This window comes from Ensifer sp. ENS09 (assembly GCF_014852425.1).
Taxonomy (GTDB): domain Bacteria; phylum Pseudomonadota; class Alphaproteobacteria; order Rhizobiales; family Rhizobiaceae; genus Ensifer.
Genome location: NZ_JACVBP010000003.1, coordinates 832,803 through 856,914 on the forward strand (window position 1 = coordinate 832,803; position 24,112 = coordinate 856,914).

23 protein-coding genes and 1 pseudogene are annotated in these 24,112 nt (G+C 60.1%); 14 read left to right on the top strand and 10 right to left on the bottom strand.

The genetic code is table 11. The features are described from left to right. Nucleotides 1-160: 160 nt before the first annotated feature. The 3 genes and pseudogenes from IB267_RS19020 to IB267_RS19030 all read right to left on the bottom strand — a co-directional run. Nucleotides 161-592, bottom strand: a pseudogene (locus tag IB267_RS19020) (pyridoxamine 5'-phosphate oxidase family protein); the annotation flags it as partial. A gap of 85 nt (nucleotides 593-677) precedes the next feature. Continuing rightward, complete coding sequence (locus tag IB267_RS19025) at nucleotides 678-1,088, bottom strand: TIGR02588 family protein (protein ID WP_192448990.1); 411 nt, start codon at nucleotides 1,086-1,088, stop codon at nucleotides 678-680. 5 nt (nucleotides 1,089-1,093) lie between these two features. After that, nucleotides 1,094-1,951: a TIGR02587 family membrane protein gene (locus IB267_RS19030; RefSeq protein ID WP_192448991.1), complete on the bottom strand. Its 858-nt coding sequence runs from the start codon at nucleotides 1,949-1,951 to the stop codon at nucleotides 1,094-1,096. A 273-nt stretch (nucleotides 1,952-2,224) separates the two neighbouring features. Between IB267_RS19030 and IB267_RS19035 the strand changes: the two genes are divergently transcribed. The 7 genes from IB267_RS19035 (at nucleotide 2,225) to IB267_RS19065 (ending at nucleotide 11,743) form a co-directional block, all read left to right on the top strand. Continuing rightward, the gene (locus tag IB267_RS19035) at nucleotides 2,225-3,250 is read left to right on the top strand and encodes a PAS domain S-box protein (RefSeq protein WP_192448992.1); all 1,026 of its coding nucleotides are present in this window, start codon (nucleotides 2,225-2,227) and stop codon (nucleotides 3,248-3,250) included. Nucleotides 3,251-3,622: 372 nt separating this feature from the next. Next, nucleotides 3,623-7,069: a response regulator gene (locus IB267_RS19040; protein WP_192448993.1), complete on the top strand. Its 3,447-nt coding sequence runs from the start codon at nucleotides 3,623-3,625 to the stop codon at nucleotides 7,067-7,069. Beyond that, on the top strand, nucleotides 7,066-7,905 hold the full coding sequence (locus IB267_RS19045) for a protein-glutamate O-methyltransferase CheR (protein WP_043621593.1): 840 nt from the start codon (nucleotides 7,066-7,068) through the stop codon (nucleotides 7,903-7,905). The genes IB267_RS19040 and IB267_RS19045 overlap by 4 nt, the downstream gene beginning before the upstream one ends. Further along, entirely contained in the window at nucleotides 7,902-8,468 is a 567-nt protein-coding gene (locus IB267_RS19050; protein ID WP_192448994.1) for a chemotaxis protein CheB, read from the top strand. The genes IB267_RS19045 and IB267_RS19050 overlap by 4 nt, the downstream gene beginning before the upstream one ends. Before the next feature lie 8 nt (nucleotides 8,469-8,476). After that, nucleotides 8,477-9,535 (top strand): response regulator, encoded by a 1,059-nt coding sequence (locus IB267_RS19055; protein ID WP_192448995.1) that lies wholly within the window; start codon nucleotides 8,477-8,479, stop codon nucleotides 9,533-9,535. A gap of 251 nt (nucleotides 9,536-9,786) precedes the next feature. Beyond that, a complete protein-coding gene (locus IB267_RS19060; protein WP_192448996.1) occupies nucleotides 9,787-10,257 on the top strand; it encodes a GNAT family N-acetyltransferase in 471 nt (156 codons plus the stop codon). Nucleotides 10,258-10,444: 187 nt separating this feature from the next. Next, nucleotides 10,445-11,743 carry a DUF763 domain-containing protein gene (locus tag IB267_RS19065; protein ID WP_192448997.1) on the top strand — a complete coding sequence of 433 codons (1,299 nt, stop codon included), beginning with the start codon at nucleotides 10,445-10,447 and terminating at the stop codon, nucleotides 11,741-11,743. 182 nt (nucleotides 11,744-11,925) lie between these two features. Here the strand turns inward: IB267_RS19065 and IB267_RS19070 are convergent, their stop codons facing one another. After that, on the bottom strand, nucleotides 11,926-13,035 hold the full coding sequence (locus tag IB267_RS19070; RefSeq protein WP_192448998.1) for an NAD(P)/FAD-dependent oxidoreductase: 1,110 nt from the start codon (nucleotides 13,033-13,035) through the stop codon (nucleotides 11,926-11,928). Between the two features lie 239 nt (nucleotides 13,036-13,274). After that, nucleotides 13,275-14,165 carry an NAD(P)-dependent oxidoreductase gene (locus IB267_RS19075; protein WP_192448999.1) on the bottom strand — a complete coding sequence of 297 codons (891 nt, stop codon included), beginning with the start codon at nucleotides 14,163-14,165 and terminating at the stop codon, nucleotides 13,275-13,277. Nucleotides 14,166-14,237: 72 nt separating this feature from the next. On the opposite strand from IB267_RS19075, the gene IB267_RS19080 reads away from it, so the two are divergent. From IB267_RS19080 to IB267_RS19090, 3 genes are all read left to right on the top strand, one after another. Continuing rightward, on the top strand, nucleotides 14,238-14,804 hold the full coding sequence (locus IB267_RS19080) for a TetR/AcrR family transcriptional regulator (RefSeq protein ID WP_246810706.1): 567 nt from the start codon (nucleotides 14,238-14,240) through the stop codon (nucleotides 14,802-14,804). A 161-nt stretch (nucleotides 14,805-14,965) separates the two neighbouring features. Next, a complete protein-coding gene (locus IB267_RS19085) occupies nucleotides 14,966-15,313 on the top strand; it encodes a helix-turn-helix transcriptional regulator (RefSeq protein ID WP_192449000.1) in 348 nt (115 codons plus the stop codon). Next, on the top strand, nucleotides 15,306-15,809 hold the full coding sequence (locus tag IB267_RS19090; protein ID WP_192449001.1) for an SRPBCC family protein: 504 nt from the start codon (nucleotides 15,306-15,308) through the stop codon (nucleotides 15,807-15,809). The genes IB267_RS19085 and IB267_RS19090 overlap by 8 nt, the downstream gene beginning before the upstream one ends. Before the next feature lie 593 nt (nucleotides 15,810-16,402). Here the strand turns inward: IB267_RS19090 and IB267_RS19095 are convergent. Both IB267_RS19095 and IB267_RS19100 read right to left on the bottom strand, forming a co-directional pair. Further along, entirely contained in the window at nucleotides 16,403-17,212 is an 810-nt protein-coding gene (locus IB267_RS19095; protein ID WP_246810707.1) for a DUF1365 domain-containing protein, read from the bottom strand. A 43-nt stretch (nucleotides 17,213-17,255) separates the two neighbouring features. Further along, nucleotides 17,256-17,633, bottom strand: coding sequence for a DUF2147 domain-containing protein (locus IB267_RS19100; protein ID WP_192449003.1), 378 nt, complete (start codon nucleotides 17,631-17,633; stop codon nucleotides 17,256-17,258). 112 nt (nucleotides 17,634-17,745) lie between these two features. Here IB267_RS19100 and IB267_RS19105 point away from each other — a divergent pair, with 112 nt between their 5' ends. Further along, complete coding sequence (locus IB267_RS19105; protein WP_192449004.1) at nucleotides 17,746-18,147, top strand: DUF2177 family protein; 402 nt, start codon at nucleotides 17,746-17,748, stop codon at nucleotides 18,145-18,147. Nucleotides 18,148-18,301: 154 nt separating this feature from the next. On the opposite strand, the gene IB267_RS19110 is transcribed toward IB267_RS19105, so the two are convergent. Continuing rightward, nucleotides 18,302-18,955 (bottom strand): ChrR family anti-sigma-E factor, encoded by a 654-nt coding sequence (locus tag IB267_RS19110; protein ID WP_192449005.1) that lies wholly within the window; start codon nucleotides 18,953-18,955, stop codon nucleotides 18,302-18,304. After that, nucleotides 18,952-19,722: a sigma-70 family RNA polymerase sigma factor gene (locus tag IB267_RS19115; RefSeq protein WP_246810708.1), complete on the bottom strand. Its 771-nt coding sequence runs from the start codon at nucleotides 19,720-19,722 to the stop codon at nucleotides 18,952-18,954. The genes IB267_RS19110 and IB267_RS19115 overlap by 4 nt, the downstream gene beginning before the upstream one ends. Between IB267_RS19115 and IB267_RS19120 the strand changes: the two genes are divergently transcribed. Next, nucleotides 19,722-21,125 carry an NAD(P)/FAD-dependent oxidoreductase gene (locus tag IB267_RS19120; protein ID WP_192449291.1) on the top strand — a complete coding sequence of 468 codons (1,404 nt, stop codon included), beginning with the start codon at nucleotides 19,722-19,724 and terminating at the stop codon, nucleotides 21,123-21,125. The two genes, IB267_RS19115 and IB267_RS19120, sit on opposite strands and share 1 nt — an antisense overlap. Here IB267_RS19120 and IB267_RS19125 read toward each other — a convergent pair. Next, the gene (locus IB267_RS19125) at nucleotides 21,103-22,068 is read right to left on the bottom strand and encodes a magnesium and cobalt transport protein CorA (protein ID WP_192449006.1); all 966 of its coding nucleotides are present in this window, start codon (nucleotides 22,066-22,068) and stop codon (nucleotides 21,103-21,105) included. The genes IB267_RS19120 and IB267_RS19125 overlap by 23 nt on opposite strands. 445 nt (nucleotides 22,069-22,513) lie before the next feature. Between IB267_RS19125 and IB267_RS19130 the strand changes: the two genes are divergently transcribed. After that, nucleotides 22,514-22,906, top strand: a complete 393-nt coding sequence (locus IB267_RS19130; RefSeq protein ID WP_192449007.1) for a RidA family protein — start codon at nucleotides 22,514-22,516, stop codon at nucleotides 22,904-22,906. Between the two features lie 136 nt (nucleotides 22,907-23,042). Next, a complete protein-coding gene (locus IB267_RS19135) occupies nucleotides 23,043-24,041 on the top strand; it encodes a DctP family TRAP transporter solute-binding subunit (protein WP_192449008.1) in 999 nt (332 codons plus the stop codon). Nucleotides 24,042-24,112: the final 71 nt, after the last annotated feature.

The following is a 24,112-nucleotide window of genomic DNA, read 5'->3' on the forward strand; positions in this document are numbered from 1 at the left end:
CGCGCTCCGTTCGTCCTGTTGCCGCCGGTCGTCGTGAAGTTGGACTTTATCGATCGGCGGATTGCTCAGGCGCGCGGGGCCGGCATTGCCGGGTCGTGGTCGTTGTGGCGCGGTTATCGATTTCGCACCCGGCGATCGATTTGCCTAAGGGCCATCTGGCCGGACAGCGATGTTGCCCCGCCTCCTCGCCGTCCCAATAGCTGATTTTTGAGGCGTGAACCTTGATCATCAAAAGGCCTGGCGTGTCGACGCCCTGTGGAAACCACCTCTCAAGTTCGGATATCCAATGCTCGGTGAATGTCGTCTTGTCGTCCACGAGCGATGCGCGACCTTCGATGGCAATGAAAATGCCGGGCTTGCCGAGCAGGCTTGGGCGAGCGGTGTACGTCAGTCCGACGTTCGGGTCCGACATGATTTCCGTGATCTTGCGCGATTGTGCGTCGCAGAAGAACCATGTGTCGCCGGCATACTCCACGTCGCCGTTGTTGCTCATAGGACGGCTGGCGATCGTTCCGTCCGCCTTTTTTGTCGACAACATCCCGAAGTCGATGTTTTTCAGGTGATCTGAGATGTCGTTTAGCGTCAGAGTCATTGCCTTGCTCCCATTGGCTGATTCCAGGTTCTAACTGCCACGGCACAAACATGTTCCTTGATGCCAAGCCGACGCGCTTTGATCGCTATGGTTCGCTGAAGCCGGTCGCGAAAAGACGGGACCTGCCCGCGGGGTCGTTGCGAAAGATCAGCCCGCCTCGCGCCGTCGATCGCGCCGGCACATAGTCGAGTGTGGTTTCGACGGTCTCTATGAGGGTGTTTTGATCCGTGATTTCGCCACGCACGACGACGGCCGCCGCCGTTCGGTCGGCTGCATTGTTCACATCGAACATGACCAGATATCCGCCAGCACGCCCCACGCTGTTGACGATGGTCACCGAGAGATCCGGCGGGCCGTCATCCTGTGTTGCTGCCTCATATGCGATCCAGCCAACAAGCGTCATGACCAGGAGCGAGGACACCGCACCGGTCGCCCATTCGATCCAATGCGCCTTGCGATTTTCAACTGAGCCTGGTTTGGGGGACTTCGCCATCATATCACCTAGAGGATGAGCCGCGCGGCCGCCGCGCCGATCGCGCTCGGGAAGGCGAGAACCGTCGTGGCGACAATCGCCTGGGTTGGCTCAAGGCCGTCGAGCCGATGAAACGTCCACAGGCAATAGAGGCTGATCGCAAACGCGATGACGTAGCCCGGCATTGTGAAGCGGATAAGCGCATGCCAGCCCGGCGTGGTCTCATCGAGTTCATGGCCGCCTGTGAAGGACAAGGCGTAGACGAAGCCATGCATCAGCAGGATCGACGCCAATATGGCGGCAATGGCGTGCCACAGTGACATCTTGAAGGATATCAGGATCATTTCTTCGGTTGGGGCGACGTTGAGACCGAGAAACAGAGCCCCGACGACCATCATGAAAAGTTCGCCGCCGTAGCCATCCCCCCGGGTTTCGCCGATCGGATCCTTCTCGTCCTCGCTGCCTTCGGTTCGTGTCCCCAGTTCGCTGCGGCCAAGCAAGGCGCCGATGCTGGCCGGGACCGCCTGGATAGTGATCATTCCAAGCACTTCGGGCAGTGCCTGGCCGATCTTTAGAACGCCAATGATGAAAAGAACAAAGCCACTCGCCCCGACACCAAGGCAGTATGCAATGCTCGCGTCTCGCAGCGCTTCGCCCCACGTCGATACGTTTTCAAAGCCGATCCGACGCGCAAGGAGGACGAGCAGCGGAATGTTGGCCAGAAGCAGGACCAGCAGCCGGCCGCGGTCGATGTAGAGCCCGAGTTCCCACATTTCCATCGTCAGGAACATGGGCAGCGCAAAAAGCAGCGCGCCGGCAAAGCCCCGTGCCAGGCCCTTCGCGAAGCGGCCATGGTCAAAATCGGCCCGCGTCCTGCCCTTGGTCATCTTTCCCTCTCAAGGCTGGTGTCGGCCTCACAAGAACGCTGCAGCATGTCCTGTTGGCAGAGGTAACGTCGAGAGCCAGCGCCAAGTTCCTGATGCGCCGGCTTGCTCATGCACCCCTGGATACTGGCGGTTCCCTGCGTGCATCGATCAACCGCACCGCGATCGCGCCGAGCCGTCCGCACTGGGCATTGGAACAATAACTACGTCCACGTCTTTCCACCGGGTTGGTAGCCCTTTGAAAAGGGAATGTTCGTGAAGTTGGAGCAGTAAGCGATGCCCTTGGGTTCTTTCGACAAGGAGGGGAGTGAAGATATCTTGCGGGCGAGGCTTGCAGCGATTGTGGAGTCGTCCTTCGACGCCATCGTCAGCAAGGATCTTGATGGTACTGTGCGAACCTGGAACGGCGCTGCTGAGCGCATGTTCGGTTATCCGGCCGAGCAAATGGTCGGGCAATCAATCCTGACGATCATCCCCTCTCATCTTCACGGTGAAGAGAGAGAGTTGCTGCAGCGCCTGCGCAAAGGTGAACGGATTGAACCGTTCGAGACCGTCAGGCAACGCAAGGACGGCAGCTACATAAGCGTTTCGCTGACGATCTCCCCGATCCGCAACGCCAAAGGCCGCATCATCGGAGCCTCCAAGGTTGCCCGTGACATCACGGCGGCAAAGGACCGCGAAAGGCGAATTCGCCTGCTCCTGCGGGAGGTCAACCACCGGGTCAAGAACCACTATGCCATCATTCTTTCGATGATCAGGCAAAGCAGGAGCGAAGACACGGAACCTGCGGTCTTCCAGAAGGACCTTGAGAACCGCATCTGGGCCCTTTCGGCATCCCACGACCTGATCGCATCGGCGGATTGGCAAGCAACGGATCTGAGAGGTCTGGTCGAAAAGCAGATCGCGGCGTTTCATGCCGAAGCGTTCTGTCGGATCTCTGGCCCAGGGATAGCACTTGCGCCGGCTGCAATCGAAAATCTTGGGATGGCGATCCACGAGTTGGCCCTGCACTCATCAAAGGGTGGCGTGTTGCGGATGGGCGACGGCACGATTTCGATTACCTGGGCGCTGGCAACGTCTCCGGCGGGCCTTGCCTTCTCAATGATATGGGATGAGCACCTTGGCTCGAAGGATTGCAACTACCAGTTGCCGCACTCAGGGTTTGGCGCGGTCGTGCTGAAGAGGACCGTACCGCAAGCCCTAAACGCAAAGGTAGAATCCGCCCACGGAGATGGATTTGCCCGGTGGCGATTGGTCGGGCCTGCGGAACGCTTCCTGGAGGTGCCGCGCGTTTCTTTGTGAAGCCGCTGCGGTGACAGCCGTGAGGTGTCACCAAAATGTGACATGTGGTGCCTGCCTACAATAACGTCGTGGCCCGGAGATGGAAAAAGAATGAGGGAGCCATAGTTAGAGCTCGCAAGTCCCGAATTGCGCGGTTTCAAGGGGGAGGTTTCTGGGAAGATGAGTGAACAAACGGCCGTTTGTTTCAAAAGTTTGTACGCATCGGTGGGCAGTCCTGATATTGCAATATAGAAGCGGTGCGAACCCGTATGGACTGGTTGGATTCGGGCTTCGGCAGGAACCGCCACTGCATGGATGGTCTTTCAATCAGCAATGCAACGTCCGTAAACGGCCGCTGTTCTCCTCAGCAATTGCTTTTTCCCCGGAGTCTGAATGTCCGCGACCGCAACCAGAAGACCGAGCTTGAGTTCGCGCTCGTTCCGAGCGCTTTTGGGCCTGGAACCGGGCGTGGCCCTCGGCTTGGCAGGCACCCTCACCTTTTTTGTCGCAAGTAGCGTCGTTGCCTATCTCAACCTGGAGGCGCTGCAGCGAGGCAACGAGAGGATCGTGCAAACGCACGTGGCCATTGTCTCTCTCGACGAACTGTTGTCGCTTGTTCAGGATGCCGAGACCGGACAGCGTGGCTTTTTGTTGACGAATAGCGGCGGCTATCTTGCTCCCTACAATGCCGCAGTTCGCGCCATCCGGCCGAAGCTCGATCAGATCGGCCAGTTGACGGCCGCCAATCCGGGTCAGAGCCAGCGGCTCGTCGCCCTCCGGCAACATGTGGACGCCAAGCTTGCAGAACTTGGCGAAACCATTGACGTCAGACGGGCCGACGGTCTGGACGCAGCGATCGCGATGGTGAATTCCGATCGCGGTAAGATCGAAATGGATGCCGTGCGCGCGCAAGTCGCGGCAATATCGGGCGCAGAGTTGGAAGTTCGCCTTGATCGGCTGGCTGAAATGGAAAGCGCGCAGAAGACGGCGCGCCTCAGCACTCTGCTTTCTGCTCTTCTCGGCATTGCTTTGACCGCAGCAATCGTCCTCCTCATCCGCAAGGCCACGATCGCCCGCCGCAGGGATGAGTGGCTTCAGGCCGGGCAGGTCGGGTTGGCATCGGCGATGATGGGCGATCAGTCGATCGAGCAGCTGGGCAACAGTATCCTCGACTTTCTGGCGCCATATGCCGGCGCCGTTGCCGGAGCGATCTTCATTCGCGGTGACGGTTCGTTCCAGCGGGCTTCTGTCCGTGGCGTTCCGCCCGAGGCGAACCTGCCAATGACTATTCGGCCTCGCGAAGGTCTCCTGGGCCAAGCGGTTGCGGAAGGGGGGGCAATCGTGGTCGACGATGTCCCGGACGGCTACCTGACCTTCGGTTCCGGGCTTGGGATGGACAAACCGCGCCATCTCGCGATCCAGACGGGCAGGGTCGACGGGTCGGTGAATTCGGTGATCGAACTCGGCTTTCTAACGCCGATCGATGAGACGATCGTCACCCTTCTTGATCGCGCGTCGGAGGCAATCGCGACTGCCGTGAAGTCAGCAACCTATCGCGGCCAGCTCCACAACCTGCTGGAGGAAACGCAAAGGCAGTCCGAGGAATTGCAGACGCAAAGCGAGGAGTTGCGCGTTTCCAACGAGGAGCTCGAGGAACAGGGGCGGGCGCTGAAGGAATCTCAGGCGCACCTTGAGCAGCAGCAGATTGAACTTGAGCAAAACAATGCTCAGCTGGAAACACAAGCCCAGCGGCTCGAGCTTCAGCGCGATGAACTGGAGCGCGCAAACGTATCGATGTCGGCCAAGGCGAAAGAACTGGAGCAGGCAAGCCGATACAAATCCGACTTCCTTGCGAACATGTCCCACGAGTTGCGCACGCCACTCAACTCTTCGCTGATCCTGGCCAAGCTGCTTGCGGACAATCCAGACGAAAACCTGACCCAGGAGCAGGTGAAGTTCGCCAAGACGATCCAATCCTCGGGCAATGATCTCTTGAACCTGATCAACGATATTCTCGATCTCTCCAAGATCGAGGCCGGGCATGTGGAAATCCGACCGGAAACCGTGTCGCTCGAGCGATTGGCCGGCAACCTGCGCCAGGTGTTTCTGCCGTTGGCGACCGAGAAGAAACTCGGGTTCTCCGTTGAACTTGCTGAGGAATGCCCCGTCAGCATCGAAACCGATCCGCTGCGGCTCGAACAGATCCTCAAGAACTTGATTTCAAACGCGATCAAGTTCACCGAGGCAGGTAAGGTCACCTTGTCGATCGGGCCTGCGGGCGACGGCAAGATCAGCTTCCGCGTCAGCGACACCGGGATCGGGATTGCGCAGGAACACCAGAATGCGATCTTTGACGCGTTTCATCAGGCCGACGGCACGATCAGTCGCAAGTATGGCGGCACCGGCCTCGGCCTTTCCATATCTCGGCAATTGACGCGGCTGTTGGGAGGAGCGATCACGCTTGATAGCCAGGTGGGCAAGGGTAGCACCTTCGCTTTCTCGATCGCTGAGCGATACGAGCCAGCCAAGCAAACGCCTCTTGAACCACGCGCGCGTTCGCTCCCGATGGCGGGCACCGCCTCAAAGGTGCCTGCAGCAACGCCAGTGCCGATCCGCCGGATCGATGACGACCGCGACGTTCTGAGCGATACCAGACGTGTGTTGCTGGTCATCGAAGATGACGACACTTTTGCAGCTATCGTTCGCGACCTGTCGAGGGAAATGGGGTTCCAGGCAATTGTCGCGGCAACGGCCGAAGAGGCACTCTCACTTGCCAAGGAGTTCATGCCAAGCGCCATCGTGCTCGATATCGGGCTGCCGGACCAATCGGGCCTGGCCGTGCTTGACCGGTTGAAGCATGATGTCTTGACCCGTCATATTCCCATCCATGTCGTGTCGGGCAGCGATCATGCCGAGAGTGCTTACTCTCTCGGGGCCGCGGGCTATGCCATCAAGCCCGTCAATCGAGAAGAGCTGTTGAAAGTTCTGCAAAAACTTGAGGCGCGTTTTACGAAACAGATGCATCGCGTCCTGGTCGTCGAGGACGATCCGGTTCAGCGCGAGGCGGTCGCAAAACTGATCGGTACCCAGGACGTCGAGACGGTGACCGCGAGCACCGCCGCCGAATGCCTTGACCTCCTCAAGCACCAGACTTTCGACTGCATGGTGCTTGACCTGTCGTTGCCTGACGCGTCCGGCTATTCGTTGCTGGAGACGTTGAGTTCGCAGAGCGCCTATGCCTTCCCGCCTGTCATCGTTTACACCGGACGCGAACTCTCGGCGGATGATGAGCAGAAGTTGAGGCGATACTCGAAGTCAATCATCATCAAGGGGGCGAAATCCCCCGAGCGGCTGCTCGATGAAGTGAGCCTGTTCCTGCATCAGGTGATATCGGAACTGCCGGACGAGCAGCAAAAGATGATCCGCAAGGCGCGAAACCGCGATGCGCTGTTGGAGGGCCGTCGCATCCTCGTGGTGGAAGACGATATCCGAAACGTCTACGCGCTGACCAACATTCTTGAACCGCGCGGCGCGATCGTCGAGATCGCGCGCAACGGGCGCGAGGCGCTGGACGCCCTCGAAAAAGCGTCATCTGGCCCAGGGCGCCCGATCGAACTCGTGCTGATGGACGTCATGATGCCCGTTATGGATGGGTTGGTCGCAACCGCCGAGATTCGAAGGAACCCGGCTTGGAGGAAGTTGCCGATCATTGCGCTGACAGCCAAGGCGATGCCGGACGATCAGGAGCGCTGCATCGAAGCTGGCGCGAATGATTACATGGCCAAGCCGCTGGACGTCGACAGACTGCTGTCGCTGGTGCGCGTATGGATGCCCAAATGACCGAAGCCGCCGCGGTTGAAAAGGTGGAAGACATCGAAATCCGGCTGCTGCTGGAAGCGCTGTTTCTCAAATACCACTACGACTTTCGCAACTATGCGTTGGCGTCGATCAAGCGACGGCTGAAGAAGGCGCGCGAACAACTGGGGTTCGAAACTTTCTCGGCGATGCAGGAGGCACTTCTGCACGATCAGGCAATGCTGCCGCAATTGCTGCGCTTTCTGACGGTTCAGGTAAGCGAGATGTTTCGTGACCCCAGTTATTTCCAGGCGATCCGGGAAAAGGTCGTTCCCCACTTGAAGACCTACCCTTCCTTGAAGGTGTGGATTGCTGGCTGCAGCAGCGGCGAGGAGCTTTACTCGCTTGTTATCCTGTTTCGAGAAGAAGGCCTCGAAGATCGAACGATCTTCTATGCCACTGACATCAGTCACGAAGCGCTGGAGGCGGCCGAGGCGGGCGTCTATGCCCTCGACAGAATACAGCTTTTCACCGAGAACCATCGAAAATCCGGCGGAAAGTCATCGTTGTCGGACTATTATCAGGCGGCGTACGGCAAGGCGCTGTTCGATAAGACCTTGCGCCGCAACGTCGTGTTTTCGGACCACAGCCTGGTTACCGACGCTGTTTTTGCAGAAATGCACCTCATATCGTGCCGCAACGTCATGATCTACTTCGACCGCGCGCTCCAGGACCGAGCCGTGGGTCTTTTCAAGGACTCGCTCGCCCGCAAGGGGTTCCTTGGGCTCGGCGCCAAGGAGAACCTGCGATTTTCCCTTCATGCCGATGCGTTCACGGATTTCGTGCGTGAGGAGAAAATCTACCAAAGGCGTGCCGAATGACGCCCGCAAAAGCCCAAGCAGTGATCATTGGCGCGTCGGCCGGGGCCGTCGAAGCGCTTTCGGCCATCCTGCCGGCGCTGCCGCGCAGCTTCGCGCTGCCCGTGATCGTGGTCGTTCACATTCCATCGGACAGACCGAGCCTTATGGTCGACCTGTTCCGTGCAAAGTGCCTGTTGCCTGTCGAAGAGGCCGAGGACAAGCAGTCGCTCGAGGCCGGCACGATCTATTTTGCGCCGCCGGACTATCATCTGCTCGTGGAAACGGACGGCAACCTGTCCCTCTCTTCGGATGAGCCTGTCCTCTTTTCCCGCCCGTCGATCGACATACTTTTCGAAAGTGCTGCCGATGCCTTCGGGCCGGCTCTTGTCGCGATTGTCCTGACCGGTGCCAATCGTGATGGGGCGGATGGCCTGGCGGCAGTCCATGAAGCAGGCGGGACGGCGATCGTGCAAATCCCTGAAGGCGCCCACGCTCGCGCCATGCCGGAAGCCGCAATCCAGTCTTGCCCGAGCGCTCTTATCCTGACGCTCGATGCCATTGCCGAATACTTGAAAGAGGTCTGAGAATAATTATGGAGCCCGTCCCGTTTCTACTGGTCGATGACCTCGAGGAAAACCTCCTGTCGCTGGAGGCACTGCTTCGCCGCGACGATCGCCTCCTCATGAAAGCGCGGTCCGGTGATCAGGCGCTTGAGATCCTGCTTCGACAAGACGTAGCGCTCGCGCTCGTCGATGTTCAGATGCCAGGTCTCGACGGTTTCGAACTTGCCGAGCTGATGCGCGGCAACGAGCGCACGCGGCACATTCCCATCATTTTCGTGACGGCCGGTATCGCAGACGGCCAACGCCGATTTCGCGGCTACGAAGCTGGCGCGGTGGACTTCATTCAAAAGCCGATTGAACCGGACGTCCTGGCCAGCAAGATCAACGTGTTCTTCGAACTTTACCGGCAGCGGCAGCAACTTGCCGCCCAACGAGATGAACTCGCTGCCCAGGCGCAGGCGCTCAAACAGGCAGCGGAGCACAAGGATATTCTGCTGCGGGAAATCAATCACCGGATCAAGAACCTGTTCAGCCTCACCGCCGGGTTGATCTCGGTCAGTGCCAGGCAAGCCGAAACCGTCTCCGATCTCGAGGCTGATCTGCGGTCGCGGCTGCACGCGCTGTCTCGCGCTCACGAGCTTACACTGCCCGAGCTTGTTCGGGAGGACAATCGTGCAGAGATTGCGACGACGGTTGTAGCCCTGTTGAAGGCAATCGTTGCACCACACGACCACGCTCACGGTTCTCGTGTCATGATATCCGGATCGGATGCTCCGCTCGGCGACAAGGCACTGACGTCCCTTGCGCTCCTTCTGCACGAGCTGACCACCAACGCTGTCAAATATGGCGCCCTTTCCGTCCCCGCGGGGCAACTGACCATCGACGTTTCGACCATCGACGAGGAACTTCACGTCAAGTGGAGTGAACACGGCTCACATCCGTTATCCGAGAGTTCCGAAAGGACGGGATTTGGCACGACGCTGGAGAAAGCGGCCGTTCTGGGGCTGAACGGATCGCTGGTGCGAAATTGGCGGACCGACGGACTTTGTCTGGCGCTTCGCATACCGCTGGCAAGCCTCAACAACTGAGATCTGCATCGCCTCGTTGCCGGGCTGCTTACGCCTTAAAGTCGCGACCGGTGAGGGGCAGCAACGCGTTGTCGTTTCGACTGGGATCGAGTAGCGTCGCGCTCAACCGCAGGAGAAGGCCTATGATTGCCGTTGAGTTGTTCCCAAAATCGTTGGCCGCAGCGGTGCGTGCGTTGATGTCGTCAGGTTCGGCATAGATAAGCGCGCTCACTGTTCGGCTTTGGACACCTGACAGATCAGAAAGCCGAAAAATGCTCATCGAAGCAATTGATGATGATTTCATCGCGATGCCTGGAGGCGTCGTGCGCGAAGGCCTGTACCTTGCCGCAGATACTGTGATCGCTCCGCCAGAGGTGATGGAAATGCTGCGCAACCTCGCTTTCGAAACAAGGCGAAGTTTTGCCCCGTCGGCTTGGTGGATCGTACATGATGGCGAGATCGTTGGTCTTTGCTCTGTGATACGGGTTTCGCCCGAAGGCGATCTCCATATCGGTTACGGGGTCGCGCCAAGTCGCCAAGGCCGCGGGTTTGCGACCAAGGGTGTGCGCCAGATGCTTGAATGGGCGTTGCATGATCCGCGGGTCACGCACGTCTCGGCAGAAACGGGCACGGAAAACGTGGCCTCTCAGCGCGTACTTGAAAGCAATGGCTTCCTGCGTACGGGGGAGCGCATTGATGCCGATGATGGTCGCGTGATCTGCTGGCAAATCCAGGTAGCTTGAGGCAAACCGGTGACGCTCCAGGGGAATCTCCTGGAGCGTCATGCCCGATACGGTCTCAGCGTTTGTTCTCGCTACCGCCAGTTCGAAGTGCTGCGTTCAAGGTCGTTCGTGTTCTGAATTCCGCGGGCTGGAACATTCACAGAACTTTACTCTGTCGCAACGCCTGTAAGCGGCCTATAAGACACGAATGGTTCAGCGAGCTGGAAGTGCAGATCTCCCTCTTCATGGCGGCAGGGTTCCTCCTTGGCTCGGAGACCGCATGACGAAGCTCGGGACGATCATCGCCGAAGCCATCGTCATCGAATATGGCCGTGACGAGTTTCTGCGTCGGCTGGCCCATCCTTTCTGGTTCCAGTCCTTCGGCTGCGTCATGGGCATGGATTGGCACTCTTCCGGCATCACGACCAGTGTCATCGGCGCTCTCAAGCGTGGTCTGGCTTCTCGTTCCCGGGATCTCGGGATAAGCGTCTGCGGTGGCCGCGGGCGGCATTCGCGGCAGACGCCCGACGAACTGATCGCCATCGGCAACCGCGTCGGCTTCGATGGTGCCGGGCTTGCTGACACCAGCCGGCTTGTTGCAAAAGTCGACAGCGCGGCTGTCCAGGATGGCTTCGATCTCTACCTTCACGGCTTCATCGTTGCCGATGACGGCAAATGGGTGGTGGTGCAGCAGGGCATGAACGGCGATAAACGCCAGGCCCGGCGCTATCATTGGTTCTCCGAAGGTGTTTCGAGTTTCGTCGACTCTCCCCATGCAGCGATCGAAGGAAGAGGGCAGGGGGAAATCGTCAATCTCGCAGACAAGCGGGCCGCCGCCTCGCGCAATGGGCAGCTTGATCTTTTGGCGTCGCTTGGGCCGGACCGAATTGTCCGGGAAGTCGTTGCTCTGGATCCAAAGGGAAGGTCGAAAAAGGTTGATCAGCCTTTGCTCCCGCATCTCGTGATGCCGGCGCACCACGATGTGCGGGAGGAAAACGTCAACATGCGACGGCTGCATGCGACACTTTCTGCGGCCGCCGATCGCGGCCCCGAAGATTTCGAGCAGCTGTTGATGGTTCCGGGCGTCGGTGCCCGCACGGTCAACGCGCTCGCGATGGTGGCGGAGGTCGTCCACGGCGCCCCTTGCCGTTTCGCCGACCCGGCGCGGTTTTCGCTTGCCCATGGAGGCAAGGATCGCCATCCGTTTCCGGTGCCGCTCAAGGTCTATGACCACACGATTGCGGTCATGCGATCGGCAGTGACGAAGGCGCGGCTGGGACTTGGCGAGGAGCTTGAGGCGCTGAGGCGTCTGGACGACCAGGCACGGCAGCTCGAGAGATACGCCACTGGCCCGGACCTTAAGGAAATCGTTGCCGGAGAGTTTCACCGTTCGCCCGAATGGGGCGGCCGCAGCGTGTTTGGATTTGAGGAAACAGAGGGACCGGTGAGCGAGCCAAAGCAACTGGATCCGACATACCGGCGAGATGGCCGCCATCAAACACGCTGAAAGTCGCTTGGCCGGCATCGACAGTTTCGTCGGCGTTTCCAAAATCGATCGGCGCGCTTGTCCTTTCGACTTCGGAGTCGATGGATGATGCCACGCGAGCGCTGGTTTTGGACGCGGCTAGGCGAACCGGGTAGCCCGCCTCATTTGCGCACACTTTCCACCATCGCACACATTCGCAGCAATTACTTTACGCGGCTTTGTCGCTCGATGTTGGCGGTCACCGCGGCCGCCTCTCGGCCGATTTCCCGGAGCAGGCCGGTGACTGGATTGTGGAAGCCGACCAGATAAAGGCCGAGTTCGGCGGACTGCCGCGTGACGCCGCTTGTTCCGGGGCGAAGGTTCGCAGGCAGAAATTTCTCGAAACTTGGTCGGTAGCCGGTGGCAAGGATGACGTTGTCGAACTCTGCCTGTCTGCCAGAAACAAAGATGACGCCGCGCTCGGTGAAACGCGTGATGGCAGGTGCCACCTTGATGTTGCCGGACTTGATCGCTGCAACAGTGCCGACATCGATGACCGGGATGTGCCCGGCAGCGACCTGCTCAAGGATGCCATGCTTTGGTCTGACGATGCCGAATTCTTCAGGCTTGCCCAGCGCAAAGTCGAGAATGATCGGGAAAAACGCGTCGTTCACCGCTCGCGGCAGCAACCGGGTGGCCATTGCAACCATCTGGATCGGTACGCCGAAGAGCTGTCTCGGCACAATGTGGACGCCGTTGCGTACCGACAGGGTCGGCCGGGCGCCGAACTCGGCAAGGTCGAGCGCAATCTCGGCCCCGGTGTTGCCCATGCCGATCACCAGTACCGATTGGCCAACGAAGGGGGTGGCATCGGCATAGTCAGCGCTATGCAACAGGCTGCCGGCGAAGGTCCCCATTTCGGGCAGATTGGGAACGACGGGCTCGGCATTGTTGCCGCTGGCGATGACGACGTGGCGAGCGGACACGGTTTTCGTGCCGGTCTCGACGAGGTAGTTGCCGTTCTCGCGGCGGATGGAGTTGACCGTCTCGCAGAAGTGCGGCCGGAGCGCGAAACGCGCGGCGTAGGCGTCGAGATACTCGACCATCTTTTCGCGCGGCACGTAGCGCGGATAGTTCTCCGGGAATGACATGTGCGGCAACGAGGAGAACGCCTTGACCGTATGCAGGTGGAGGCGCCGATAATGACGTCGCCAGGCCGGCGCGATCTCGCGCGCCTTTTCAAGGATAATGAAATCGAGACCCGCCCGTGTCAGGCAGGCGCCGACCGCGAGGCCCGCGGGCCCGGCGCCGACGATCACAACATTGGTGTTCACGCGAAAGCCACTCCCACCAACGAAGATTATTTCGGCAAAGGCTGGAGAACAAGTGGCAGGTCGCCGCCTTTAGGAGCTTTCGGTCGATGCGCCCTGATCGCGAGCCGTCAACTGTGACGGGGCGCAACACAGGATGGCATCATAGACATTGCCAGTCTCGGACGCAGCCGGGCAGGTGAGGGCGAGGCCCTGATCACTCGCCCTCATGTCTCGATTGGCCACCGGCTAGCTCGCATCCGCTACGCGTCGCGGTGGCTACTGCTTGTGGGCCGGATGACCTTGATCACGGCGCCATGCTGTTGGGCGCCCGCGCCGGCATCCTGGGCCTGCTGAAAGATATCGGCCGCCAGCCGTGGAAATGCGTTGCTGATCCCGGTACGCTCTGCATATTCGGCGAGCCAGCGGAGGTCGGCGGAAATCGTCTTGATGGTAGCCTCGGCGCTGTCGAAGCGGTTTTCGGCCATGGCCTTGCCCATCCTCAGCATGTCGTCAGCAAACATCGGCGCGATCTCAGCCATCATGTCGCCAAACACGGCCGGATCGATGCCTTCTGCTTCGCATACAGCGGCACCGTGGACAAAGCCGAGCCAGTGTCCGGCAAAGTACGCGAGGCCGGCATTGGCCAGCGTCGCCGGGTGGCCAATGTTCGTACCTGCATAGTTGATGTTGCCGGCCAGTGTCCTGAGCAAAGGCTCAGCGGCGGCAAACGCTTTCTCGGAACCGGCGACTGTGATTGCGGCCTCCGGACCGCCGATCTGGCGTGGCCAGGCAGCGATGGCGCCCTCAACATAACGCGCGCCGTGATCTCTGATCCAGCCATCGAACGAGCGGGCATGGTCAGGTGTGCCGGAGCTGAGCTGGATCACCAATTTTCCCTCGAGCGCTTCCCGGGCTACAGGTTCGTCGAGGAGCGACAGTGTTGCCGCATAATCCGAGAGGCAGATCACGGTCACCGGACTGGCTTTTAATGCCCCGGCGACTGTGTCGGCAGCTGTCGCGCCGAGTGCAATCAGCGGAGGAGCCTTCGACATGTTGCGGTTCCAGACCGTCACGCCGTTGCCGGCACCGACCAGGGCCCGCGCCAACGCGCTGCCCATTTCTCCGAGCCCCACTACGCTGACATCGCTCATCACGCATTCCTTCCTTGATTTTATTTCCTACAAAATGTAACTTACAAAATGTAGAAAGCAAGTGGAGCGAGAATGGCGAAGATGCCCAAGGATCAGCGGCGTGAGCAGTTGATCGATTTGGCGATGGAGATCGTCCGGGACAAGGGGGCGGACGAACTGACCCTTGCGACACTGGCTGCACGCGCCGGCGTCAGCCGCCCCGTCACCTATGAGCACTTTGCCACGCGGCCGGGCTTGTTGCTGGCTCTGTTCCAGCGCCTAGAAGACAACTACGCTGAAAAACTGCGACAGGCTCTTGCCGCGGCTCCCGGGGATTTGCAGGCGTTGGCCGACGTGATGAGCCGCGCATATTTCAACTGTCTCGCCGATGTCGGTGCCGAGGCACCAGCCATCTCGGCGGCACTCAAAGGCACCGACGAGATGGCGGCGCAACAAAGAGCCATGATCGATGAATACGTGCAAATCATGTGCGGAGCGCTGCGCGTTCACTCCAGCCTCACGGATGAGCAGCTTAGCCTGCGCTGCGTCGGTATCTTGGGTGCAGCCGAAGCGATGGCAGGCGAAGCCCGAACGGTGCAGACACTGGCAGATGAAGCGGTTGCCGCATTGGGCGCGATGATCGTTGGAAGCGTCGTTTAGTGCACGTCGTCGGGCATTCGGCCCAGTCTCGGCCCTACGAGGCAAGCCAGCGCAAGATTTCGCGCCTGCTGAGGCGCCCCCGATCGGGCGGAAGCGTCAAGCACGCGGACGCGCTCCGAGACGCTTGCGCTTCGCGCGCCGGTGGGGTAAAACTGAACTGAATGGTTCAGTATATAGGTTCCCCTCTCGATCTTTCGTTCGCGGCGCTATCCGACGCGACCCGCCGCGGGATAATCGATCAGCTTGGGCGAGGGGAGGCGTCGATCACGAGTCTCGCGGACCAGTTCCACATGACGCTGACCGGCATGAAGAAGCACGTCCAGGTTCTCGAGCGGGCCGGCCTCGTCGTCACGCAAAAGGTCGGGCGGGTGAGAACCTGCAAGCTTGGGAAAGACGGTCTTCAGGCGGAGGCCGAGTGGATCGAGGCGCACCGCAAGCTCTTTGAGGCTCGCTTCGAGGCACTGGACGAAATCATCGACGAACTGAAACGGGAGGTAGGCGATGAATGAGCAAGTTAACGACGCAGCTGGCGCGCAGAACCGCACGTCGGTCGAGCGCAAGGGGGACCGTGAGCTCGTCGTAACGCGGACATTTGATGCGTCACCGAGCACGGTTTTCAGGGCATGGAGCCAGCCTGAATTGTTCCAGCGCTGGTGGGTGCCGAAGTCGGCACCCGGCATCTTGCTCGTCTCGTGCGAAATGGATGTGCGTACCGGCGGCAAATATCGACTGGAATTCGGCGCCGGCGGTTCGGACACAATGGCCTTCTACGGCAAGTATCTCGAGGTGGTGCCGAACGAGCGCATCGTCTGGACCAACGATGAGGGCGAAGAAGGTGCGGTCACAACCGTAACCTTTAAGGGTCAGGGCGAGAAAACGCTGCTGACATTCCACGAGATCTATCCTTCGAAGGAGGCGCTCGAGGAAGCTTTAGAGGGCTCGGCGACCGCATTGCCGGAGCAGATGGAGCAGCTCGACGCATTGCTTTCTGAACGAGGAGAGTAGCACAGGTCCATTCGCCTCGGTGGAGGATTGCTGGACGGCCTCAATCAGCCTTTAACGCCGGCGCGGAGGCTCAAGCCCCCGTCCAAGCGTAAAGAAATGGTGGTCTGCTTCGCATCTGAGGGGCGGTCATCCACGCATGCTCGCCAATCTAACCGATCATCGAAACGAGGCCGCCCGCGGGGAAGTGTAATTCCAATCAGCTAGATACACTTCTATCGGGCGAATTGCGCTCATTTGGCGCCATTGTAACCTGAAATCGTGCGGTTGCGGCAGGCGACGACCCCTGTTGCGGCAGCATGTAGTCCAACTGGAGCCTCTTCGTTATCAGAAGAGGCCCCTTTTTGGAGCGCGTGGCGGAGTTCAGCCAACTTAGGGGCGCGGCGACGATCCGCGGCGTCTTGATGGGTGACCGAGCGGAACGAATTCGTATGCGACACCAAGCATAGGCGCTGGCGCCATGACGGCTCACCCAAACGCGTCGGAGGGGCTGGCCCGGCGGCGCCATTGTGCTGGTAGGGAGCGTAGGTTTCTTCGATCCGTTGCCAGCCGCTGGGGATAAAAAACGATGTCGCCAGCCTCCGGTCTGCGCCACTTCAAGGGCTCCCGGTCTCATCACCAAAGCTCGCGGATGCTGGCGGCGGTGGACTGCGACGGAAACGGGCACCCTTCAGCCACAGCTTGAGCGCTTCCCAATGGATACCGGCAATGACCTTCAGCGTCATGAAGGGAAAACGCACGAGGGCGCGAACGAGATTGGCGTCGGAGACGCAAGCCGCCTTGCCATTGAACGTTGCGGCCAAAATAGGCGTGTTTCCCGCGGTCTCGTGGATGCGCAGCCGCACGGCTTTTCCCGGAGGCAATACCCGGAAATGGTAGCGCAGGCCCATGTCCATGAACGGTGAAACATGGAAGATCTTCGTGCGGCTCTGGCGAATGCCGGCCGCGCTCTCTTCGCCGGGCAACACCGGGGCGACATAGCTGTGCCGTTCGCCGAAGGTGTTGCGCACAGCATAGACGATGGCAATCAGCTTTCCTTGCGCGTCATAGGCGAAATAGGTGGAAAGCGGATTGAACGCGTAGCCAAACATCCGCGGGAACGCGAGCAGCAAGATGCGCTCTGCCGGCGTTGCAATCCCCGCCTTGGCCAACAGGCGATCGGCGAACGCCCGCACGGTTTCTTTCTCCTGCTCGACGTGATCCCGCGTGTGAAAGGACAGGACGCCGGGCCGGTCGACGGAGAGCAGATTCGTCATGCGGCCGAGCTCTTCCAGTCGATCGATGTCGACGAGCAGGGAGAAGACGGAATAGGTGAAGCGGTGGCCGAAGGGGCTCAGCCGCTGATGCATGACCTTTCCGCAGTAGAGGGTTCCCGCCGCTTCGGAGGGCGGCCCGTTTTCCGTCATACAAGAAATCCTCTGGTGGGTCATTTGAGCCTGCCTGCGGCCGTCACTGTGCGGGCGCCCAATGCACGTCCCGGCAAAGGATGCCGCCGAGAATGCATCCGCGCGTCACCAGTGATTTGTCCAAGACGACCACGGTTATCGAATAGGTCCTGTTGCGTTTGGGATCGTAGGCCGTTCCGGCGAGCGTATCGGCCGTTTTCTGCGTGAGCGACATCACGAGACGATCACCGGCCTCCTCGCCCTTGCTCGTATCGCCTATCCAAAGGTTGGTGGCGCAGATGTTGGTGCCGCATGGCGCGATGCGTACGCGGGCATTGCCGTCGTCGCGCATCCAGACACCGCTTGGGTCGGTCGGTTGCTGGGCGGCCGCGGAAGCGGCGAGTGTCGAGAAGGCAAGGGCTGTCAGAAGAGGGATTTTCATCGCGTATCCTCCATCTCTTTCATACGCGACAGAAAGGTGAATGGTTCACTCTGAGGTGATCCGAAGAGGCGGAGAAGGCGTAAAAGCCGAAAGATCCCACCGGAGTTTCGGCATGAAGACCGCATTGATCGCCTATTTTGCCGTCGGCATCGCGTTCCTTGTCGCTGATGCCATTTGGCTGACGACCATGGCCGACACGCTTTACCGACCTTTGCTGGGAGACAGGCTCGAACCGGCGTTCAAGCTCGCGCCTGCCATTTCTTTCTACCTCATCTATGTGGCGGGTATCGTCTTCTTCGCGGTCCTGCCGGCGCTTCAGGGCGGCGGAGTGGGAAAGGCAGCCCTCAACGGTGCAGTGCTCGGGATTGTCGCCTATTCCACATACGATCTGACGAACCAGGCCACCCTGCGCGATTGGCCGCTGGCGGTAACGCTCGCTGACATTCCCTGGGGCGCCTTCGTGACAGCGGTCGGCGCGTCAACCGGATTTCTGGTCGCCAACCGTTTCGGCTGATCGTTCGGCCTCGGCGAGGCGGTTCGAAAAAACAAGCGCGACAAACCCCGTCAGCATCGCAGCACTAGCCGGCCAGCACGGACAGCCATGCAAGCATCATCGCAAGGGAAGGGGCGGTAGCGAGCAGGAGGAAGAAGGCTGCCGGTACCATGGCTCAGATCCCGAAGATTGGCTGCAGCATCCGTCCGATCATCCCCTTGAAGCGCATCTTTCCTTCCATGGCAGCTAGACAAACGCATTCATCGTCCTGGTCGACGATCGGTTGGTGCTCCACGTCCTCGTCCATTTCGGCAAGATCGCCGGGTTGAAAGGTTCCGAACCGGTCTGTGTAGGAGCCCGAGACGATGAAGGTGAACTCGGTACCGACATGCCCGTGATCGGGCAGGGCCCGGCCGGGCCCAACCTTCAGGAGAATGAGATTGGCGTCGGGATCGTGCGGCACTTCGACCCGGCTCATCTTCATGCCCGGGCCGATCCAGCGCCAGCGTCCGATATCGCAACCGCGCAGTGCCTCCGGAAGCACAACGCCGTCGATCTCAAGCGGAGCGAGGGGACGCGTTGCGGGCGCGTCGATCGCTTCCTCCGCTTCGATGAGCGCAAGGACGTCGCTCAGTGCGGTCGCCGAAAGAGAGGTCGGAGACGTATCTTCGAGGAGTGCCCCACCCAATGCCTGATATTCACCGACGCGCGCACGACAGGCGGTACATTGCGCCAGATGGGCTTCAACAACGATTGCCGGTCCCGCAGCGAGTGTGCCGGCTGCAAAGCGCATCAGGGTCTCATCCGTTGCGTGGTGATTGGCGGTCATGTCTGGTCTTCCAAAAGCGTGCGGAGGCGGTTGATCGCCAGGCGTGTTCGCGATTTCACGGTGCCGAGCGGAATGCCCAGTTCCGCGGCTATGTCGCTCTGTGATTTCTCGCTGAAATAGGAAAGGCGGATTATCGTCTGCTGCTCGGCCGAGAGTTCTGCGAGCGCGCGACGGACCCGCTCATCGCGCTCGGCGCCAAGGACGTGTTCTTCGACGGAAGCAGGCATCTCCTCCGGATCGGGTGGCAGCTTTGACGGATCGCGCTGGCGGCGCAGATGATCGATGCGAATGTTGCGGGCGATCGTAAAGATCCATGTCGCAACGCCTGCGCGCGCGGGGTCGAAGTAGGAGGACTTGCGCCAGACGTTCAGCATCGTCTCCTGTACGAGATCCTCTGCCAGACCTGATGAAACGGTCAACCGTAGGAAGTATGTCTTCAATCGCGGCCCAAAGTGCTGAAAGACCAGCGCAAAGGCCTGGCGGTCCCGGTCGCGCGAGACGGCCTTGATAAGGTCGATCAGCTCTTCGGGGGTCGGCGCCTGCCGGTTTTCAATGAGGCTCACCATGGCGTACCGCTTTGGCGGCGTGCCATTTCCAGCCTTTTCGTCGATGTCGGTCGGGCTACCATACATGCGCCTTTTTACGCGGCGGTTGCTTCTGCGGATCACCGGCTCGGAATTATTGAACGACGGTGATCCGGACGGGCTCCGCACGCGTAGAATTACAGAAACTACGAGACAAATCGACAGCGGCAGGAAGGTTTCCAATGCGCCATATTTCGCGGTCCGACCGGCCCCTCAAAGTCGCCGTGGTGGGCACGGGTATCGCTGGTCTTTCCGCTGCCTGGCTGCTGTCTCAGCGTCATGAGGTGACGGTGTTTGAGGCAGACGACCGCATCGGCGGGCACTGCCACACGGTGGACGCGGATGGCGCGGCGGTCGATACCGGCTTTATCGTCTATAACGAACTGACCTATCCGAACCTGACGGCACTGTTTCGCCACCTTGATGTGCCGACGAAGGCCTCGGACATGTCCTTTGCCGTCTCTATGGATGACGGCCTTCTCGAATACTCGGGAACCAGCCTCGCCGGTCTTTTCGCGCAGCGCAGGAATCTTGCAAGTCCGCGCTTCTGGTCGATGCTGCGCGATCTGGTGCGTTTCTACAGGGAGGCGCCGGAGGGCGTGCGGGACCTCGACCCCTCGGCGAGCCTCGACGACTACCTCAATGGTGCGGGCTTTGGAACAGCCTTCCGCGAGGATCATCTCTATCCGATGGCAGCCGCGATCTGGTCGACGCCGGCGCTCGAGATCGGCAACTATCCCGCGGTTTCCTTCGTCCGGTTTTGTGAAAACCACGGTCTCCTGAAGTTCTTTCGCCGCCCTGTCTGGCGGACCGTTGATGGTGGCAGCCGCGCCTATGTCGAACGGCTTACCGCTTCCTTTCACGATCGCATCCGTTTGAAAGCGCCCGTGACGGCGATCCGACGGCTGAACGGCGCGGTAGAGATAACGGTGCCAGGCGCGGAACCGGAATGGTACGACCACGTCGTGATCGGCGCCCATGCCGACGACGCGCTCGAGCTTCTGGTCGACCGTTCGAAACGAGAGGCCGAGACCTTAGGCGCCTTTTCCTATGGGGTGAACGAAACAATTCTTCATAGCGACGAGAGCCTGATGCCGCAGCGAAATCGCGTCTGGGCGAGCTGGAACTACCTGGCGTGCTCGGGTCGCGAGGGCGGCGAGCGGCGCAAGCCCTGCGTGACCTACTGGATGAACAGGCTTCAAGGCATTGAGAGCCGGCGCCCGCTCTTCGTGACGCTCAGCCCGCTGCATCCGCCGGAAGAGCACAAGGTGTTCTGGCGCGGCTTCTATCAGCATCCGCTCTTTAACGCGGCCACCCTTGCGGCACAGAAGCAGCTTTGGTCGCTGCAAGGGCAGTCCAATACCTGGTTTTGCGGTTCGTATTTCGGTTCAGGTTTCCACGAGGATGCCATCCAGGCAGGGCTCGCTGTGGGCGAAGCCCTCGGCGGCGTCCAACGACCTTGGACGGCGTCCGGACTTTCGGACCGAATTTTCCGGAGCGCGCAACCTGTCTTCGACGTGACGTTGGCGGGGCATGCGGCGGAGTTGCAAGGCGGCGCGGCCCTTACAGCCAGCCCGACCTCTTGAACCGCCAGTAGAGGATTGAGCAAAGCGTCGCAATGACACCGAGGACGGCAAAGTAGCCGTAGCGGGTCGCAAGCTCCGGCATGTGCTCGAAGTTCATCCCATAGATGCCGGCAATGGCGGTCGGCACGGCAAGGATTGCCGCCCAGGCTGCAAGCTGCCGTGTGATGGTGCCTTGGCGCTGCTGCTCCAGGAGATTGGACGCTTCGAACACGGATGTCATGATCTCGCGAAGGCCGCCGACCAGGCCTTCCACACGTCTCACATGGTCAAGAACATCTTTGAAGAAGGGCTTGGCATTGTCGTCGATGCAGGGCAGCTCGAAATGGGTGAGCTTCCCCGCCACCTCTCCCATCGGCCCGAGCACCCGCTGAAAGCGGATGACGTGGCGGCGCATGCGGAAGATGCGCCTGATCTGCTCGGGCTGCAGAAAGGACACAAGGACGTGTTTCTCGAGCTCCAGAACCTTATCCTCGAGCGTCTCGACGACGGGCAAATAGCCGTCAACGACAAAGTCGATAATGCCGTGCAGGACGTAGTCCGGGCCGTGCTCAAGGAACTTCGGCGACTGTTCCAGCTGTTGGCGCAACTCCTTATGGGAGCGGGCAGACCCATGGCGAACAGAAATCAGGTGATGTTTCCCCACGAAAATGCAGGTTTCGCCGTAGGTGATCTTGTCACCCTCAAGCTGGGCGGTTTTGACGATGACGAACAACTGATCGCCGTAGATGTCCACCTTCGGCACCTGATTGCCGCTGAGGGCGTCTTCGACCGCGAGCGGATGAAGAGCGAACATGGCCTGAAGATCGGCCATTTCCTCCTTTGTCGGCTCAGTCAACCCGATCCAGGCGAAGTCGTCACCTGATGCTTCGAATGGCTTGGCGGCAAGCGGGATTTCTTCGGCGCGCTTGCCCGAACGATACATGTAGGAGGCGACGACTGGCATGTCAGTGTTCCGGAGTTGCTTTGGGCCTGTGCGGCGGACCTGTCGTGATCTAAGCGCAGCGAGATCGGTGAGGGGCTATCTGTATCCAACCGGGTCATGGTTTGCGCAAGGGGCATAGTCGGGATGATTCCAGATTTAAACGCGGCTTCTCCTGCCGCTCGACCGCTCGGTGTCTGACCATGCTCGACGACTGGGTCAGCGCCTGACGGCCAGCGGCGGCGTCATCGGGGAGGACGGTCGGCCAGGCAAGCCGCCTCCCGCTTCGGGGTGGGGCGAGCGGAACCGGCGATCGCGGCCGAAGTCGGCCATGGCCGTGGACGTGACTTATGGATGCCGAGCGCCGCTTGGTCGCGTTTGGCGCTCTGCCCATGTGGTCCCCATCGCCTCGAGGCTATGCAATAAGACACGAACGCTACCTGCAGCCAGGCAAGGAGAACGACGAAGCATGAAGCATGAACTTATTGAAATTCCTGTGATTTCGGAAGCGATCCGAAAACTCGGTGCGCCCACGTCTGCTCTCTCTCGTGTCGATGGACTTCTCTACACCTGCGGAATGCCGCCAATCGATCTCAAGACGGGGGAAATCGTCAGAGGTGATATCGCGACCCAGACGCGCGCCTGCCTGGAGGCACTGTCCTTTACGCTCCGGCACGCCGGGTCGTCGCTTGATAACGTCTTCAAATCACTTGTTTTTATCACAGACAATGCTTTGGCCGGTGAAATGAACGCGGTGTATCGGGAGTACTTCCCCGACCGATTTCCAGCTCGAAGCTGCGTCGCGATCAAGCCCTGGGCGCTGTTCGACATCGAGATCGAGTGCATTGCAACGATCGGATGAGGCGAGCGATTGCCACAGAAAATTGCGTTGCGTCGCATAAGCAGACGCAATGCTTTCCATTGGGACTGGCTATTTGTCTATGGTCGGTCCTGTCTGCCTAATGTGCCCAGAACAAATGCAACAAAAAGAGGGTGCAATGAAACTGGGCATTTCGAAGATTTCGCGCGGCCTGGCCGCGACGATGATGGCAGGCATCATCGGTCTTTCCACTCACTCCGCCGCGATGGCCGAAACCACGATCCGTCTTGGGCACGTGCTTGCCGATACGCACAGCTGGCATAAGGCTTCCACTGACTTCGCCAAGGAAGTGGCCGAAAAGACCGAGGGCCGCGTGAAGATCGAAATCTTCCCCTCGGGCCAGATTGGCACGGAGAAGGAAGTCATCGAGGGCATGCAGATCGGCACGGTCCAGGCCGGTCTGATCGGCAGTGGTTCCTTCCAGTTCGTCGAGCCGAAGTTCGGCATCATTGAAATGCCTTACGCCTGGACCAGTCGCGAGCAGGCGTTTGCAGCGCTCGATGGCAAGCTGGGTACGACGCTTGCCGATCTGCTTCGTCCCAAGGGCATCGAGGTGCTTGCCTGGTGGGAAAACGGTTTCCGCAATATTACCAACAGCAAGCATCCGATCACCAAGCCTGCTGACCTTGCTGGCATCAAGATCCGCGTGACGCCGGACAAGGTGCGGCTCGCCACATTCGAACTGCTCGGCGCGCAGCCGGCACCGCTCGCGTTCGGTGAACTCTACTCGGCCCTGCAGCAGGGCGTTTTCGATGCCCAGGAGAACCCGCTGTCGATCATCGACGCTTCCTCCTTCTTCGAAGTGCAGAAGTACGTTTCGATGACCGGCCATATCTGGGGTGCGGCCTGCCTCACGGTATCGAGCATGACCTGGGCCCAGATTTCGCCCGAGGATCAGGCGATCGTCAAGGATGCGGCCGTCAAGTGGGGCAATGCCCAGCGCCAGATGGTTGCCGACAACGAGGTCGCGTTGATCGAGAAGCTCAAGTCGAAGGGCATGGAATTCAACGAAGTCGACAAGGCCGCTTTCGTCGAGGCGCTGAAGCCGATCTGGGAGAACGAAAAGGACGTTTTCGGTCCCGAGTTGCTCGCCATCATGGACAGCTATCGCAAGTGACGCATTCCGTCCTGCCCGCCACCGGCGGGCAGGACGGCGCGTTTCACCGGCCCGTCCTTCTGACACCAGCG